Origin of the sequence: Pseudomonas sp. 44 R 15 (genome assembly GCF_900004965.1) — a bacterium.
Classification (GTDB): Bacteria; Pseudomonadota; Gammaproteobacteria; order Pseudomonadales; family Pseudomonadaceae; genus Aquipseudomonas; species Aquipseudomonas orientalis_A.
The window spans coordinates 69,252-85,618 of record NZ_CVTU01000108.1; the positions used below are offsets into that span (position 1 = coordinate 69,252).

Below are 16,367 nucleotides of genomic sequence, written 5' to 3' on the forward strand. Positions count from 1 at the left end.
GCTTACTTTTGCGCTTTTCAAAAGTGAGCCGCCGTCAGGGCGGAACCCTAAGTGGCCGTTACCGCAGAAACGGATATGTACTCGTTCCAATCCAGCATCCTGGTCGGCTCAGAGGCCGCCATCGGGGGCAAGCCCCCTCCCACATTGGAATGGATTTGCAAATCCAAGTGTTGAAGGGCGACCGGGTTTATCTCGGAGCGCCCCCTTTTGGTGCCATCAGCAAATGATTAGACTGCCGACCTCCCTGCAAGGATCGCCATCATGCTGTTGATGCTCTACCTCATCGCCATCACTGCCGAAGCAATGACCGGCGCCTTGTCCGCCGGTCGACGCGGCATGGACTGGTTTGGCGTGGTGCTGATTGCCTGCGTGACGGCGCTGGGTGGCGGGTCGGTGCGCGATGTGCTGCTGGGGCATTACCCGCTGACCTGGGTCAAGCACCCTGAATACCTGGTGCTGACCTCGGTGGCCGCGCTGGTGACCATCTTTATCGCACCGCTGATGCGCCGCCTGCGCTCGCTGTTCCTGGCGCTGGATGCTTTGGGTTTGGTGGCGTTCACCCTGATCGGCTGCATGACCGCCCTGGAAATGGGGCATGGCATGCTGGTGGCCTCGGTCAGCGGCGTGATCACCGGCGTATTTGGCGGCATCCTGCGAGACATCTTCTGCAACGACATCCCGCTGATCTTTCGCCGTGAGCTGTACGCCAGCGTGTCGTTCCTGGCCGCCTGGTTCTACTTGCTGTGCCTGTATCTGCAATTGCCCAGCGAACAGGCGATTCTGCTGACCCTGTTCAGCGGCTTTCTACTGCGCCTGCTGGCGATCCGTTTTCACTGGGAAATGCCCAAGTTCGTCTACAACGACGACGTCCACTAGCGTGCGGCGTGTTGCTTGAGCGCCCACTCCACATGTTCACGCACCATTTCCGACGGGTAATCGCGCCGCGCCTTCAACGCTTCCAGCACCGCAATGCTCGACGGCGCATTGCCCAGGCCCACCGCCAAATTGCGCAGCCAGCGCTCGTAACCGGCGCGGCGCAAAGGTGAGCCTTCGGTGCTGCTGAGGAATTTATCCTCGTCCCACATAAACAATTGGGCAAGTTCCGCGTTATCCAGATTGTGCCGTGGCTTGAAATCGCTTTCGGCGGTGGTGCGGGCGAAACGATTCCACGGGCAAACGATCTGACAGTCATCGCAGCCAAATACACGGTTGCCGATCAGCGGGCGCAGGTCTTCGGGAATGGCGCTCTTGAGCTCGATGGTCAGGTAGGAAATGCAGCGCCGGGCATCCAGCACGTAGGGGCCGACGAAGGCGTTGGTAGGACAGATGTCCAGGCACGCGGTGCAGCGGCCGCAGTGTTCGGTGGCGTGGGGTGGGTCCACCGGCAATGGCAAATCGACAAACAGTTCGCTGAGGAAGAAATAGCTGCCGGCCTTGCGATTGAGGACCAGGGTGTTTTTACCGATCCAGCCGAGGCCGGCCTGTTCGGCGATGGCTTTTTCCAGGACCGGCGCGCTGTCGACGAAGGCACGAAAGCCGAACGGCCCGATCTGCGCCTGGATACGGTCGGCCAGTTGCTGCACGCGCTTGCGGATCAGCTTGTGATAGTCCCGGCCCAGGGCGTAGCGCGAGATATAGGCTTTTTCCGGCTGGGCCAGCAGTTGCGCCATCTGGGTGTCGCCGGGCAGGTAATCCATGCGCAGCGACACCACGCGCAAGGTGCCCGGCACCAGCTCGTCGGGGTGCGAACGTTTGCTGCCGTGGGCGCCCATGTAGTCCATGTCGCCGTGGTAGCCCGCGTCGAGCCAGCGTTGCAGGTGCTGTTCATGCTCGGCCAGGTCCAGGCCGCTGATGCCGACTTGCTGGAAGCCCAGCTCGCGGCCCCAGTCTTTGATCGATTGGGCGAGGGCGGGCAGATCGGAGGTAATAGCGGGCATGAGACACGGGAAACCACAGGTTAGATGCGTATAATTCTGCCAGACATCGGAGCTTGAAGACGCATGCCTCAGACAAAACATGAAATAACCGACGTTCAGCTGTTGTTGCCGGGCCACTTGCCGCAACTGGCTGCGCGTTCGCTGGACGCGCATAAAGGTCAGTTTGGCCACCTGCTGGTGATTGGCGGCGACCGAGGCTTTGGCGGGGCAGCGCTGCTCAGTACCGAAAGTGCATTGCGCAGTGGTGCGGGGATGGTGTCGCTGGCGACACGCGTGGAGCATGTTCCCGCCGCGCTGGCGCGTCTGCCGGAGGTGATGACAAAGGGCGTGAGTTCGGCCAATCAGCTGATGGGCCTGCTGGAAAAGATCTCGGTCATTGTTATCGGGCCCGGTCTGGGTGACGCATCCTGGGGTAAAAGCCTGCTGTCCGTCGCCGCCAACGCGCCGCAGCCGCAAGTCTGGGACGCCGACGCCTTGAATCAACTGGCGACCGGCAGCGTCAGCCTGCCGGCCAACTGCGTGATCACCCCGCATCCGGGCGAAGCCGCGCGCCTGTTGGGCATTTCGACAGCCGAGGTTCAGGCCGACCGCCTTAAGGTGGCGCGCGCGTTGAGCCAGCGATTCAACGCGGTGACTATTCTCAAGGGGGCCGGCAGTTTGATCGCCAGCCCGGACGGACGTGTTTCGCGCTGTGACCAAGGCCATCCCGCGATGGCGACGGCAGGGCTGGGCGATGTGTTGGCCGGGCTGGTAGGCGCACTGCTGGCCCAGGGCATGCCCGCTTATGAGGCAAGCTGCCTGGCCGTGTGGTTGCACGCCACGGCAGGGGATCGCCAGGGCACGTTTGGCCGCGGCCTGGCCGCCAGTGATCTGATACCGGCCATTCGTCAATTGTTGGAGGAGCAGTCGCCGTGTCTGAAGTGATTTTTTTCCTGGCCGATGAAGAGGCCATGGTCGACCTCGGCCGGCGCATTGCCCAGGTCACGGCCGGGGCGGGGCTGATCTTCCTCGAGGGCGACCTGGGGGCGGGCAAGACCACGCTGTCCCGGGGCATCATTCGCGGTTTGGGGCATGCCGGCGCGGTAAAAAGTCCGACGTTCACCCTGGTCGAACCCTATGAGATCGGTAATATTCGCGCTTTCCACTTCGACCTCTATCGCCTGGTGGACCCTGAAGAGCTGGAATTCATGGGCATCCGTGATTATTTCGACGAAGACGCGTTATGCCTGATCGAGTGGCCAAATAAAGGCACAGGCTTTTTGCCAAAGCCGGACATGACCATTACCATTACGCCGCATGAGCACGGACGTCAGTTGAAGTTGTTGCCCCAGAGCGTGCGCGGCCAGTCGTGGTGCGCCGCTTTGGCACTGGAATTCAAATAATTGGTGGGGTTAGGTATGCGCTTTCGCGCGTTGGTTGCTGTCGTGGGGGTGTTGCTTGCGGCAATGACTGTCAATGCTCTGGCTGCTTCACAGGTGAAAAGTGTTCGCCTGTGGCGAGCGCCGGATAACACGCGACTGGTGTTCGACCTGTCTGGCCCGGTCCAGCACAGCGTCTTTACCCTCACGGCGCCTGATCGCCTGGTGATCGACATCAACGGTGCGAGCCTGGCTGCGCCGCTGAAGGTCTCCACCGCCAATACACCCATTACCGCCATGCGTTCGGCCCAGCGCACGCCGACCGACCTGCGCGTGGTCATCGACCTGAAAAAGGCCGTGACCCCCAAAAGCTTTTCCCTGGCGCCCAACGCTCAATATGGCAACCGCCTGGTGGTCGACCTGTTCGACAACCCTGCCGATGCCGCGCCGCCGCCTGTGCCGACGCCCAGCGTGGCGACGGTGCCTGCGGTGCCGGTCAACCCCTCGCAACCGCAGGTCAAGCTGCCACCGCCGCCGCCCGCTCCGGCAGGCAAGCGCGACATTATCGTGGTGATCGACGCCGGTCACGGTGGCGAAGACCCGGGCGCCTCCGGTTCGCGCGGCCAGCATGAAAAAGACGTGGTGTTGGCCATCGCCCGCGAACTGCAACGCCAGGTCAACGGCATGAAAGGTTATCGCGCCGAACTGACCCGTACCGGCGACTACTTCATTCCGTTGCGCGGGCGTACTGAAATCGCCCGCAAGAAGGGCGCGGACCTGTTCGTCTCGATCCACGCCGACGCCGCACCTTCCAGCGCCGCTTTCGGTGCGTCGGTGTTTGCCCTGTCGGATCGTGGCGCCACGTCCGAGACCGCCCGTTGGCTGGCCGACAGCGAAAACCGTTCCGACCTGATCGGCGGGGCCGGCAACGTGTCCCTCGACGACAAGGACAAAATGCTCGCCGGCGTACTGCTCGACCTGTCGATGACCGCCTCGCTGACCTCCAGCCTGAACGTCGGCCAGAAGGTCCTGAGCAATATCGGCCGGGTCACGTCGCTGCACAAACAGCGCGTGGAACAAGCCGGGTTCATGGTGCTGAAGTCGCCGGATATCCCGTCGATCCTGGTCGAGACCGGATTCATTTCCAACGCCAACGAGGCATCCAAGCTCGCCAGTGCCAGCCACCAGCAGGCCTTGGCGCGCTCGATCAGCGCCGGTGTGCGTCAGTTCTTCCAACAGAACCCGCCCCCGGGCACTTACATTGCCTGGTTACGTGATTCCGGCAAAATTGCCCAGGGCCCGCGCGACCACCGCGTACAGCCCGGCGACACCGTGGCCATGCTGGCGGTACGTTTCCAGGTCACGCCCGCCGCTTTGCGCAGCGCCAACAACCTGAAAACCGATGAGCTGAAAATCGGCCAGGTGTTGACCATCCCGGGCACCGAATTGGCGGCGCAGTAATGAGCGAATCTGTCTTGAATAGCGGCTCGCGTATCGAATTGCTCAGCCCGCGCCTGGCGAACCAGATCGCTGCGGGCGAGGTGGTTGAGCGTCCGGCCTCGGTGATCAAGGAACTGCTGGAAAACAGCATCGACTCCGGCGCCAAACGCATCGACGTGGACGTGGAGCAGGGCGGCGTCAAGCTGCTGCGGGTGCGGGACGATGGCAGCGGCATCTCGTCCGATGACCTGCCGCTGGCCCTGGCCCGTCACGCCACCAGCAAGATCCGCGACCTCGAAGACCTTGAGCGGGTGATGAGCCTGGGCTTTCGCGGTGAGGCCCTGGCCTCCATCAGCTCCGTGGCCCGCTTGACCCTGACCTCGCGCACACGCGGCGCCGAGCAGGCCTGGCAAGTGGAAACCGAAGGCCGTGACATGGCGCCCCGGGTCCAGCCGGCAGCCCATCCGGTGGGCACCTCGGTGGAAGTGCGCGACCTGTTCTTCAACACCCCGGCGCGGCGCAAATTCCTCAAGGCCGAAAAAACCGAATTCGACCACCTGCAGGAAGTCATCAAGCGCCTGGCCCTGGCACGTTTCGATGTGGCATTCCATCTGCGCCACAACGGCAAGACCATCCTCAGCCTGCACGAAGCCAATGACGACGCCGCGCGTGCTCGGCGCGTGGCGGCAGTCTGCGGAGCCGGCTTTCTGGAGCAGGCGCTGCCGATAGAGATTGAACGCAATGGTTTGCGCCTGTGGGGCTGGGTCGGTTTGCCGACCTTCTCCCGCAGCCAGGCGGATTTGCAGTATTTCTTCGTGAATGGCCGGGCAGTGCGTGACAAGCTGGTGGCCCATGCGGTGCGCCAGGCCTACCGCGACGTGTTGTTCAACGGGCGGCATCCGACGTTTGTGCTGTTTTTTGAGGTCGACCCCTCGGTGGTTGACGTCAATGTGCACCCGACCAAGCACGAAGTGCGCTTCCGTGATGGGCGCATGGTGCATGACTTCCTGTACGGCACCTTGCACCGCGCCTTGGGCGACGTGCGTCCGGATGATCAGTTGTCGGCGCCCATCGTGACGGCGGTCGTTCGCCCAAGCGGTCCCGAGGCCGGTGAATTCGGGCCTCAGGGCGAAATGAGTTTGGCCGCCAACTTGCTGCAATCTCCGCAGCAGCCCAACTACACGGCACCCAACGCGGGCGCCGGCGCCGGTTATCAGTATCAATACACCCCGCGCCCGCAATCGACCGTGCCGGTGGCCGAGGCCCAGGCGGCTTATCGTGAGTTCTTCGCGCCGCTGCCGGGTGCCGAGCCAGGCACCGTTGCCTTGCCCGAGGGTGGCGGTGATATTCCACCCTTGGGCTACGCGCTGGCGCAGCTCAAGGGCATCTACATCCTCGCGGAAAACGCCCACGGCCTGGTGCTGGTGGACATGCATGCGGCCCACGAGCGGATCATGTACGAGCGCCTGAAGATCGCCATGGCCAGTGAAGGGCTCAGTGGCCAGCCACTGCTGGTGCCCGAATCCCTGGCGGTCAGCCAGCGAGAAGCCGATTGCGCCGAAGAGCACCACGGTGTGTTCCAGAAGCTGGGCTTCGAACTGCAACGCCTGGGCCCGGAGACCCTGGCCATCCGCCAGATTCCCGCGCTGCTCAAGCAAGCCGAGGCCAACCGCCTGGTCGCCGATGTATTGGCGGACCTGATGGAGTACGGCACCAGCGACCGCATTCAGGCGCATATCAATGAACTGCTCGGCACCATGGCCTGCCACGGCGCCATCCGCGCCAACCGTCGCCTGGCCCTGCCGGAAATGAACGGCCTGCTGCGCGACATGGAAAACACCGAGCGCAGCGGCCAATGCAACCATGGCCGACCGACCTGGACCCAGATGGGCCTGGATGATCTGGACAAACTGTTCCTGCGCGGTCGCTGATGAGTGCCTTACCCCCCGCGATCTTCCTGATGGGCCCCACGGCCGCCGGCAAGACCGACCTCGCCATCGAACTGACCAGGGTCCTGCCGTGCGAGCTGATCAGTGTGGACTCTGCCCTGGTTTACCGGGACATGGACATCGGCACGGCCAAGCCTTCGAAAGAGGTGCTGGCGCGGCATCCGCATCGGTTGATCGACATTATCGACCCGGCCGAGAGCTATTCGGCGGCGGATTTCCGTACCGACGCCCTGGCCGCCATGGCCGAGATCACCGCGCGGGGTAACATCCCGTTGCTGGTCGGCGGCACGATGCTCTACTACAAGGCTTTGCAGGAAGGCCTGGCGGATATGCCGCCGGCCGATGCCCAGGTGCGCGCCGAACTCGAAGAAGAGGCCGCACGCCTTGGCTGGCAAGCCCTGCACGATCAGTTGGCGGCGGTGGATCCGGTGTCGGCGGCGCGCATTCACCCCAATGACCCCCAGCGTCTCTCCCGTGCCCTGGAAGTCTGGCGTGTCAGTGGCCTGACCATGACTGAACACAGGCTGAAACAAACTGCGCAAAGTGCTGATGCAGGCGCATATGGCCGGTCACAATTGCCCTATACTGTGGCGAACCTGGCCATCGCTCCGGCAAATCGCCAGGTGCTGCATGAACGAATTGCACAAAGATTCACAAATATGTTGGAACAGGGGTTTGTGGAGGAGGTCGTAGCACTGCGTTCAAGAGGTAATCTGCATCCGGGGTTGCCTTCGATACGTGCTGTAGGCTACCGCCAAGTCTGGGATCATCTGGATGGCAAGCTGACGTCAGCCGAAATGCAGGAGCGCGGCATCATTGCCACGCGCCAATTGGCGAAGCGCCAGTTCACCTGGCTGCGCAGCTGGAGCGATTTGCACTGGCTGGACAGCCTGGACAGCGACAATCTGTCACGCGCCTTGAAATACCTGGGAACGGTCTCCATATTGAGCTGAGTCCTTGCAATTGCCGTCTATCCTTGGGGGTGTGGCGGCCATGAGCTATTTATTTTTCCGATTTTTTATTATTGATCCTTAAAGGAGTGCGGCACATGTCAAAAGGGCATTCGCTACAAGACCCTTACTTGAATACCTTACGTAAAGAGAAAGTGGGGGTTTCCATTTATCTGGTCAACGGTATCAAGTTGCAAGGTACGATCGAGTCGTTCGACCAGTTCGTGATCCTGCTGAAAAACACCGTCAGCCAGATGGTTTACAAACACGCTATCTCGACAGTCGTCCCTGTTCGTCCAATCCGTCTGCCTAGCGCAGCCGGTGATGAAGCAGCTGACGCTGAGCCAGGTAACGCCTGATAGGAGTCTCCTTTGTTCTTTGAGCGCCACGGTGGTGGTGAGCGAGTAATCCTCGTTCACTTGGATGGACAGGACCCTGAGGCGCGCGAAGATCCGCAGGAGTTTCAGGAGTTGGCAAATTCGGCCGGCGCCGAGACCGTTGCGTTTTTTAACGTGCCGCGTCATCGGCCAACCGCCAAATACCTGATTGGCAGCGGCAAGGTCGAAGAGTTGCGCGACCTGGTCCATGCCGAAGAAGCCGATCTGGTGATCTTCAATCACGTCCTCACGCCGAGTCAGGAGCGTAACCTCGAACGTGTCTTCGAGTGTCGCGTGATCGACCGCACCGGCCTGATTCTCGATATCTTCGCCCAACGCGCGCGTACCCATGAAGGCAAGCTCCAGGTCGAACTGGCCCAGCTTGACCACATGAGCACACGGCTGGTTCGCGGCTGGACGCACCTTGAGCGCCAGGGCGGCGGCATCGGCATGCGTGGCCCGGGTGAAACCCAGCTGGAAACCGACCGACGTCTGTTGCGGGTTCGCCTGCGCCAGATCAAGGGCCGCCTGGAGAAAGTCCGCAGCCAGCGCGAGCAATCGCGCCGTGGCCGTTCCCGTGCCGATATCCCCACCGTGTCCCTGGTGGGCTATACCAACGCGGGCAAGTCCACGCTGTTCAATAACGTCACCAAGTCGGACGTGTACGCGGCCGACCAACTGTTCGCGACGCTCGACCCGACCCTGCGCCGCCTGGATCTTGACGACTTGGGGCCGATTGTCCTGGCCGATACGGTAGGTTTCATTCGTCATTTGCCGCACAAGCTGGTCGAGGCATTTCGGTCTACGCTCGAAGAGTCGAGCAATTCCGACCTGCTGTTGCACGTGATCGATGCGGCCGAGCCGGATCGCATGCTGCAGATCGAGCAGGTGATGCTGGTGCTGGGCGAGATTGGTGCCCAGGACTTGCCGATCCTCGAGGTGTATAACAAACTCGATTTGCTTGAAGGCGTCGAGCCGCAAATCCAGCGCGATGAGAATGGCAGACCCCAGCGGGTCTGGCTGTCGGCGCGTAATGGCAGTGGCCTTGAATTGCTTGAGCAAGCCATCGCCGAGTTGCTCGGCGGCGATTTGTTCGTGGGCACCTTGCGCTTGCCGCAGCGTTTTGCTCGACTGCGTGCACAGTTTTTCGAGCTGGGCGCGGTACAGAAAGAAGAACACGACGAAGAAGGTGTCAGCTTGCTGGCCGTTCGATTGCCACGCGCGGAGCTCAATCGACTGGTCAGTCGCGAGGGTGTTGTACCGGCGGAGTTCATCGAACAACACACTTTGCAATAAAAGCCTGAGAAAGCGGTTGTGCCGCAGTAGCAGGCATTCTGTAGCATTGGTCGGCGCGCCGTGGGTGCGTCTTTGCTTTATCAGATGGAGAGCGCTATGGCTTGGAATGAGCCGGGTGGCAACTCGAATAATCAGGATCCTTGGGGTGGTAAACGCCGCAATAATGGCGACCGCAAGGGGCCACCGGATCTCGACGAGGCCTTCCGAAAGCTGCAGGAAAGCCTGAATGGGTTGTTCGGTGGTGGGAAAAAACGCGGTGGTGACGAGGGTGGTCGCACAAGCAAGGGCGGCGGCTACGGCCTGCTGGGCCTGGGTCTTGTCGTGCTCGCGGCCGTCTGGCTGTACAGCGCGGTCTACGTGGTGGACGAGCAGGAGCAAGCCGTGGTGCTGCGCTTCGGCAAGTATTACGAGACGGTCGGGCCAGGCCTGAACATCTATTTCCCGCCGATCGACAAGAAGTACATGGAGAACGTCACGCGTGAGCGTGCCTACACCAAGCAGGGCCAGATGCTGACTGAAGACGAGAACATCGTCGAAGTGCCGCTGACCGTGCAGTACAAGATCACCAACCTGCAGGACTTCGTGCTGAACGTCGATCAGCCGGAAATCAGCCTGCAACACGCGACCGAAAGCGCCCTGCGCCATGTGGTGGGTTCCACTGCCATGGACCAGGTGCTGACCGAAGGGCGTGAATTGATGGCCAGCGAAATCAAGGAGCGCCTCCAACGCTTCCTCGATACCTATCGCACCGGTATCACCGTTACCCAGGTCAACGTACAGAGCGCAGCGGCACCGCGTGAAGTGCAGGAAGCCTTTGACGACGTGATCCGCGCCCGTGAAGACGAGCAGCGTTCGCGCAACCAGGCTGAAACCTACGCCAACGGCGTGGTGCCGGAAGCCCGTGGTCAGGCCCAGCGTATCCTTGAGGATGCCAACGGTTACCGCGACGAAGTGGTCTCCCGTGCCAAGGGTGAGGCGGACCGCTTCACCAAGCTGGTTGCCGAGTACCGCAAGGCGCCCGAGGTTACCCGTGAGCGTCTGTACCTGGACACCATGCAGGAAGTCTTCAGCAACACCAGCAAGGTTCTCGTGACCGGCAGCAAGGGTGGGCAGAACAACCTGCTGTACCTGCCGCTGGACAAGATGATCGAAGGTGGTCGTAGCGGCGGCACAAGCGCGCCGTCCACCGGTTCGAATGCCGCTGCCAACGAAGCGAGCGCCCGTGCGGCCGCTGACTTGCTGCAACAGCAAACACGTACCAGGGAGAGTCGTTGATGAGCAATAAATCGCTGACCGCCCTGATTGTGGGCGTCGTCGTGGTCATCGCTGCCTGGAACTGCTTCTACATCGTCGCTCAGACCGAGCGCGCGGTGCTGCTGCAATTCGGTCGCGTGGTCCAGGCGGATGTCCAGCCGGGCCTGCATGTGAAAGTCCCCTACGTCAACCAGGTGCGCAAGTTCGACGCCCGCCTGATGACCCTGGATGCACCGACACAGCGCTTCCTGACCCTGGAAAAGAAAGCCGTGATGGTTGACGCCTACGCCAAGTGGCGCGTCAAGGATGCCGAGCGCTTCTACACGGCGACCTCGGGCCTCAAGCAGATTGCCGACGAGCGTCTGTCGCGTCGTCTGGAATCGGGCCTGCGTGACCAGTTTGGTAAGCGCACCCTGCACGAGGTGGTATCCGGTGAACGCGATGCGCTGATGGCTGACATCACTCGTTCGCTGAACACCATGGCGGAGAAAGAGCTGGGTATCGAAGTGGTCGACGTTCGCGTCAAGGCTATCGACCTGCCCAAGGAAGTGAACCGCAGCGTGTTCGAGCGCATGAGCACCGAGCGTGAGCGTGAAGCCCGTGAGCACCGTGCCAAGGGTAACGAGCTGGCCGAAGGTATCCGTGCGGATGCCGATCGTCAGCGCCGTGTACTGTTGGCAGAGGCCTATCGCGAGTCTGAAGAGGCTCGTGGTGATGGTGATGCTCAAGCCGCGGCGATCTACGCCAAGGCTTACGGCCAGGACCAGGAGTTCTACGCGTTCTACCGTAGCCTGCGCGCCTACCGTGAAAGCTTCGCGAACAAGACCGACGTGCTGGTGCTGGACCCAAGCAGCGATTTCTTCCGCTACCTGGAAAAGTCCAAGTAACAGGCCTGTGATTCTGTAGGACCACTCCGTCGGGCGGCTAAAATGCCTGGCGGGGTGATCCTTTCAGAAAACGGGTGTATGATGCGGCAGCCGGGAAATTCCCGGCTTTTTTGCGTCTGCGTGTTCGATTCGGCAGGCGTGACAGGTTTTTCGAGGAAAGTGCCCGACGAGGCCGTTTGCAGGCCGTTCGTCACGTCGCTCTTGCGCGTGGTTTATGCAGACGGCGGGTATTTTCTGCTTCACTCAAGGCTCGGCCGAGGGCTGGCCGCCCGGATCAAAGGGGAATGGCGTAATGGCAACGGTAGACCGCTGGCTGCTGCCAGATGGCATCGAAGAAGTACTGCCACCAGAAGCTGCGCGTATTGAAATAGCGCGTCGCCAGGTGTTGGATCTGTTCCAGAGCTGGGGCTACGAGTTTGTCGTGACCCCTCATATCGAGTACCTGGAGTCCCTGCTGACCGGCGCGGGCCAGGACCTGGATCTGCGCACCTTCAAGGTCATCGACCCGCAATCGGGCCGGCAAATGGGTTTCCGCGCCGACATCACGCCGCAGGTGGCGCGTATCGATGCGCACACCCTGCGCCGCGAAGGCCCCAGCCGCCTGTGCTACGCCGGCAGCGTGCTGCATGCCCAGCCGCGTGCCTTGTCATCTTCACGCAGCCCGATCCAGCTGGGCGCCGAGTTGTATGGCGATGCGAGCCCGAGCAGCGACGTTGAAGTGATCAGCCTGATGCTGGCCATGCTGCAACTGGCTGATGTGCCGGACGTGCACATGGACCTGGGCCACGTGGGGATCTACCGCGGCCTGGCCCGTGCGGCCGGCTTGTCCGGTGAAGTTGAGCAACAGTTGTTCGATGCGCTGCAACGCAAGGCCATCGATGAAGTCATCGCCCTGACCGCCGGCGTGCCGGCTGAACTGGCCGACATGCTGCGTGCGCTGGTTGACCTGTGCGGCGGGCGTGAAGTGCTGGTCACTGCACGTGAGCGCCTGGCCAACGCGCCGGCGCCGGTGTTGGCTGCGCTGAATGATGTGCTGGCGATTGCCGAGCAACTGTCGGCGCGCTTCCCGCAGCTGCCTTTGTATTTTGACCTGGGCGAGTTGCGCGGCTACCACTACCACACCGGTGTGGTGTTCGCGGTGTTCGTTCCGGGTGTTGGCCAGGCCATCGCCCAGGGTGGTCGTTATGACGATATCGGCGCCGACTTCGGTCGCGCCCGTCCGGCCACCGGCTTTTCCACCGATTTGAAAACCCTGGTGACCCTGGGGCGTGCTGAGGTCGAGCTGCCGTCTGGTGGCATCTGGATGCCCGACAGTACGGACGCGGCACTCTGGCAGCAGGTCTGCCAGTTGCGCAGTGAGGGTCAGCGTGTCGTCCAGGCTTTGCCTGGGCAGCCATTGGCCGCCGCCCGTGAAGCGGACTGCGACCGGCAATTGATTCAGCAGAACGGGCTTTGGCAAGTATCGCCACTGGCTTCTTGAGTTTTCCTGCCGGCCATCGCCGGCACCAAGTTTGCGCGAATGAGGACAAGTGTTATGGGTAAGAATGTCGTAGTCCTGGGCACCCAATGGGGTGATGAGGGCAAAGGCAAGATCGTTGATCTGCTGACCGAACATGCTGCCGCCGTAGTGCGCTACCAGGGTGGCCACAACGCGGGCCACACCCTGGTCATCGATGGCGAAAAAACCGTCTTGCACCTGATCCCATCGGGTGTACTGCGCGAAGGCGTGCAGTGCCTGATCGGCAACGGCGTAGTGGTTGCGCCGGACGCCCTGCTGCGCGAGATCATCAAGCTGGAAGAGAAGGGCGTGCCGGTGCGCGAGCGCCTGCGTATCAGCCCATCCTGCCCGCTGATCCTGTCCTTCCACGTGGCGCTGGACCAGGCCCGTGAAAAGGCCCGTGGCGAGCTGAAGATCGGCACCACCGGTCGCGGCATTGGCCCGGCCTACGAGGACAAGGTGGCGCGCCGTGGCCTGCGTGTGGGCGACCTGCTCAACATGCCACGCTTTGAAGACAAGCTGCGTGAACTGGTGGATTACCACAACTTCATGCTGGTGGGTTACTACAAAGAGCCGGCCATCGAGTTCGAAAAGACCCTGGCCGAGTGCAAGGAATACGCCGAGCTGCTCAAGCCGCTGATGCTCGACGTGACGGCCGAGCTGCACGACCTGCGTCGCGCCGGCAAAGACATCATGTTCGAAGGCGCCCAGGGTTCGTTGCTCGACATCGACCACGGCACCTACCCGTATGTGACCAGCTCCAACACCACCGCCGGCGGCGTTGCCACCGGTTCGGGCGTTGGCCCGATGTTCCTCGACTACATCCTGGGCATCACCAAGGCTTACACCACCCGTGTAGGTTCCGGTCCATTCCCGACTGAGCTGTTCGACGACGTCGGCGCACACCTGGCCAAGCAGGGTCACGAATTCGGCGCCACCACCGGCCGTGCTCGTCGTTGTGGCTGGTTCGACGCCGTTATCCTGCGTCGCGCTATCGACGTGAACAGCATCTCGGGCATCTGCCTGACCAAGCTGGACGTGCTCGACGGCCTGGAAGCCATCAACATCTGCGTCGGCTACAAAGACGCGCAAGGCAATGATGTTGCCCCGACCGACGCTGACAGCTACGTGGGCCTGCAGCCTGTGTACGAAGAAGTGCCGGGCTGGACCGAATCGACCGTGGGCGCCAAGACCCTGGAAGAGCTGCCAGCCAACGCCCGCGCCTACATCAAGCGCGTCGAAGAGCTGATCGGCGCCCCGATCGACATTATTTCGACGGGCCCGGACCGCAACGAGACCATCGTTCTGCGTCACCCGTTCGCTTAATAAGCTGTTGATGTAAAAAGTAAAGGGCTCCTTCGGGAGCCCTTTGTCGTTTCTGTCTGGCAAGCGGCACGACCCTTGCTGTGTTTCTCTTTTTCGCGGTGCTATCAATTTAATGGCACCCGTGGTGGAGGGATTTCCAGTGTCTGCCGTTCTCTCGTTGTTACAAAGCCGTCTACTGCGGCCGGTGTTCGTTACCCTAGGTATCGCTCTTTTGGTGCAAGTGCTGGTGGCCGTCGCGCTGACGCGGAGCACGGTCACGGCCCTGGAGGCCGATTTGGGGAGTCGCCTGGGCATCGACAGCCAGAAATTGTCCGGCGAATTGGCACAGGCCGGCAAGGAAGTCACCTCCAGCCTGGATAGCCTGTCCACCAGCACTCGCCAACGTCTGACTGCAGGGCTCTCCACGCGTCTTCAGCAAGAGCAGAAGCAATTGCGGGCGACCCTGGAAAAAGACCTGCAGGACTCCGCCAATGACATGGCCCAGTTGCTGGCTTCGGTGGCGCCGCGTGCCATGTGGGACAGCGACGTGCCGACATTATCGGAATTTGCCCGGCGTGCGCAGCGTAATCCCAACGTGTTGTTCGTGGTGTATGACGACGCGGCGGGCGAGCATTTGACCCGTTACCTGAACCGTGAAAATCCGATCAACCAGGCCTTGTTGGCCAAAGGTGCGGGGGAGCGTGCCCTGGATAAAGTCTTGGACGCGGCCAAGGCTGATCCTTCGGTGTATTACGTCGAGGCCTCGATCAGCCCCAACGGCGTTGAGATCGGCAAAGTCCGCATGGGGGTGTCGACCGCATCGGTCGAGGCCGACCTGCAAGCACTGGACAGCCGCTTCGCCGCGCTGATTGCCAGCGGTGATCAACTGGTCGGTGACAGCCTCAAAGGCGCCGCCGCCGATAGCGCTGCCGCCATGGGCGCGCGCCTGCAATCGGCGCAAGTCACGGCCACGCAGATGGCGGCCAATACCACCAGTGCGGTTCAAGAGGCTGCCGGCACCTTGCGCTGGCGTATCGGCATGGGCCTGGCGCTGGTCGGTCTCGGTGTATTGCTGCTGATCGCCATTGTGCTCGGCCGCCGCGTCGTCAACCGCCTGAAGCTGTTGATCGCGGCCATGGATGACCTGGCGGCAGGCGAGGGTGACCTCACCAAGCGTGTACAGATCAGCAGCAAGGACGAAATTGGTGACATGGCTTCGGCGGTCAATCGCTTTGTGGATAAGTTGCAGCCCATCGTGCGCGAGGCGGGCGATGTGGCCCAGCGCACCGGCATGGAAATCGGCGCGATGACCTTGCGCAATGCCGGTGCCGATGCAGCGGCCGGCCTGCAGCGCGACGAGGTTGCAGAAAGCCTGCGCGCACTGTCGCAGATGGCCGACGAGGCCCAGGCCGAAAGCCATGCCATGCAGGCGGCCTTGCAGCAGGTGGTGGAGATTCGCCAGGCCACGGATGAAAACTCGCGCACTTCTGCCGAAGTCGGCAGCTTGATCGAGGCGTTGGCCGGGCAGGTGCAGGCTGGCTCCCAGGTGATCGAGCGGTTGGCGCAGCAAAGCGAGCAGATTGAAGTGGTGCTGACGGTGATTCACGGCATCGCCGAGCAAACCAACCTGCTGGCGCTCAATGCGGCCATCGAGGCGGCCCGTGCCGGCGAAACCGGGCGTGGTTTCGCGGTGGTCGCGGACGAGGTGCGTGCGTTGGCGAGCAAGACCCAAAGCTCCACCGGTGACATCCAGGCGCATATCGTGGCGTTGCAGCAGGGCGCGCGTGAGGCGGTGGAAACCATTGGCAAGGCTGGTCGTCAGGCCAATGAGGGCTTGCTGGTGTTGCGCGACAGCGTGCGCTTGCAGCAGACCGTGCAGGCCTCGGTGGAGCAGGTGCATGCGGCGATCGGCCTGGCGACACGCGCGGCCGAGCATCAGGCCCAGGGTGCGCATGCGGTGCGTGGTCGGGTTGAGGTGATTCATGCCCAGGCTGAGCGGGCCGCGCAGGCGGTGGTGGAGACCACGGCCAGTGGCAAGGTACTGGATGGCTTGGCGGCGCAGTTGAAGGCGAGTCTGGGGCAGTTTCGGGCTTAGGGTTGTCTGTGCCGGCCTCAT

The 16,367-nt window shown here is 62.1% G+C and carries 13 protein-coding genes and 2 pseudogenes; 14 read left to right on the top strand and 1 reads right to left on the bottom strand.

Annotation, left to right across the window (positions count from 1 at the left end; translation table 11 throughout):
- The first annotated feature begins 258 nt into the window (after positions 1-258).
- The gene (locus BFP93_RS19755) at positions 259-876 is read left to right on the top strand and encodes a trimeric intracellular cation channel family protein (RefSeq protein ID WP_170827587.1); all 618 of its coding nucleotides are present in this window, start codon (positions 259-261) and stop codon (positions 874-876) included.
- On the opposite strand, the gene queG is transcribed toward BFP93_RS19755, so the two are convergent.
- Positions 873-1,937, bottom strand: coding sequence for a tRNA epoxyqueuosine(34) reductase QueG (gene queG / locus BFP93_RS19760; RefSeq protein ID WP_065894494.1), 1,065 nt, complete (start codon positions 1,935-1,937; stop codon positions 873-875). The two genes, BFP93_RS19755 and queG, sit on opposite strands and share 4 nt — an antisense overlap.
- 63 nt (positions 1,938-2,000) lie before the next feature.
- On the opposite strand from queG, the gene BFP93_RS19765 reads away from it, so the two are divergent.
- From BFP93_RS19765 to BFP93_RS29740, 13 genes and pseudogenes are all read left to right on the top strand, one after another.
- Positions 2,001-2,861, top strand: coding sequence for an NAD(P)H-hydrate dehydratase (locus BFP93_RS19765; RefSeq protein ID WP_065894496.1), 861 nt, complete (start codon positions 2,001-2,003; stop codon positions 2,859-2,861).
- Complete coding sequence (gene tsaE / locus BFP93_RS19770) at positions 2,849-3,319, top strand: tRNA (adenosine(37)-N6)-threonylcarbamoyltransferase complex ATPase subunit type 1 TsaE (protein WP_065894498.1); 471 nt, start codon at positions 2,849-2,851, stop codon at positions 3,317-3,319. The genes BFP93_RS19765 and tsaE overlap by 13 nt, the downstream gene beginning before the upstream one ends.
- A 15-nt stretch (positions 3,320-3,334) precedes the next feature.
- Positions 3,335-4,756, top strand: coding sequence for an N-acetylmuramoyl-L-alanine amidase (locus BFP93_RS19775; RefSeq protein WP_065886524.1), 1,422 nt, complete (start codon positions 3,335-3,337; stop codon positions 4,754-4,756).
- Positions 4,756-6,666 carry a DNA mismatch repair endonuclease MutL gene (mutL, locus tag BFP93_RS19780; protein WP_065894500.1) on the top strand — a complete coding sequence of 637 codons (1,911 nt, stop codon included), beginning with the start codon at positions 4,756-4,758 and terminating at the stop codon, positions 6,664-6,666. The genes BFP93_RS19775 and mutL overlap by 1 nt, the downstream gene beginning before the upstream one ends.
- A complete protein-coding gene (gene miaA / locus BFP93_RS19785; RefSeq protein WP_065894502.1) occupies positions 6,666-7,637 on the top strand; it encodes a tRNA (adenosine(37)-N6)-dimethylallyltransferase MiaA in 972 nt (323 codons plus the stop codon). Before mutL ends, miaA begins: the two co-directional genes overlap by 1 nt.
- Positions 7,638-7,732: 95 nt before the next feature.
- A complete protein-coding gene (gene hfq, locus BFP93_RS19790; protein ID WP_016976904.1) occupies positions 7,733-7,993 on the top strand; it encodes an RNA chaperone Hfq in 261 nt (86 codons plus the stop codon).
- Positions 7,994-8,005: 12 nt separating this feature from the next.
- Positions 8,006-9,307, top strand: a complete 1,302-nt coding sequence (hflX, locus tag BFP93_RS19795) for a ribosome rescue GTPase HflX (RefSeq protein WP_065894504.1) — start codon at positions 8,006-8,008, stop codon at positions 9,305-9,307.
- 96 nt (positions 9,308-9,403) lie between these two features.
- Positions 9,404-10,582, top strand: a complete 1,179-nt coding sequence (gene hflK, locus BFP93_RS19800) for an FtsH protease activity modulator HflK (RefSeq protein WP_065886520.1) — start codon at positions 9,404-9,406, stop codon at positions 10,580-10,582.
- On the top strand, positions 10,582-11,448 hold the full coding sequence (hflC, locus tag BFP93_RS19805; protein ID WP_003188064.1) for a protease modulator HflC: 867 nt from the start codon (positions 10,582-10,584) through the stop codon (positions 11,446-11,448). Before hflK ends, hflC begins: the two co-directional genes overlap by 1 nt.
- Positions 11,449-11,740: 292 nt before the next feature.
- The gene (locus BFP93_RS19810; RefSeq protein ID WP_065886518.1) at positions 11,741-12,928 is read left to right on the top strand and encodes an ATP phosphoribosyltransferase regulatory subunit; all 1,188 of its coding nucleotides are present in this window, start codon (positions 11,741-11,743) and stop codon (positions 12,926-12,928) included.
- Between the two features lie 54 nt (positions 12,929-12,982).
- Complete coding sequence (locus BFP93_RS19815) at positions 12,983-14,272, top strand: adenylosuccinate synthase (protein ID WP_065886517.1); 1,290 nt, start codon at positions 12,983-12,985, stop codon at positions 14,270-14,272.
- A 1,114-nt stretch (positions 14,273-15,386) separates the two neighbouring features.
- A pseudogene (locus BFP93_RS29735) lies at positions 15,387-15,440 on the top strand (hypothetical protein); the annotation flags it as partial.
- A 390-nt stretch (positions 15,441-15,830) separates the two neighbouring features.
- Positions 15,831-16,346, top strand: a pseudogene (locus BFP93_RS29740) (methyl-accepting chemotaxis protein); the annotation flags it as partial.
- Between the last annotated feature and the right edge of the window lie 21 nt (positions 16,347-16,367).

Excerpts from the sequence above, each read along its gene's own strand:
- hflK (WP_065886520.1), top strand. The coding sequence starts at position 9,404 with ATGGCTTGGAATGAGCCGGGTGGCAACTCGAATAATCAGGATCCTTGG.
- mutL (WP_065894500.1), top strand. The coding sequence starts at position 4,756 with ATGAGCGAATCTGTCTTGAATAGCGGCTCGCGTATCGAATTGCTCAGC.
- BFP93_RS19765 (WP_065894496.1), top strand. The coding sequence starts at position 2,001 with ATGCCTCAGACAAAACATGAAATAACCGACGTTCAGCTGTTGTTGCCG.
- hflC (WP_003188064.1), top strand. The coding sequence starts at position 10,582 with ATGAGCAATAAATCGCTGACCGCCCTGATTGTGGGCGTCGTCGTGGTC.
- hfq (WP_016976904.1), top strand. The coding sequence starts at position 7,733 with ATGTCAAAAGGGCATTCGCTACAAGACCCTTACTTGAATACCTTACGT.
- BFP93_RS19775 (WP_065886524.1), top strand. The coding sequence starts at position 3,335 with ATGCGCTTTCGCGCGTTGGTTGCTGTCGTGGGGGTGTTGCTTGCGGCA.
- BFP93_RS19810 (WP_065886518.1), top strand. The coding sequence starts at position 11,741 with ATGGCAACGGTAGACCGCTGGCTGCTGCCAGATGGCATCGAAGAAGTA.
- BFP93_RS19815 (WP_065886517.1), top strand. The coding sequence starts at position 12,983 with ATGGGTAAGAATGTCGTAGTCCTGGGCACCCAATGGGGTGATGAGGGC.
- queG (WP_065894494.1), bottom strand. The coding sequence starts at position 1,937 with ATGCCCGCTATTACCTCCGATCTGCCCGCCCTCGCCCAATCGATCAAA.
- miaA (WP_065894502.1), top strand. The coding sequence starts at position 6,666 with ATGAGTGCCTTACCCCCCGCGATCTTCCTGATGGGCCCCACGGCCGCC.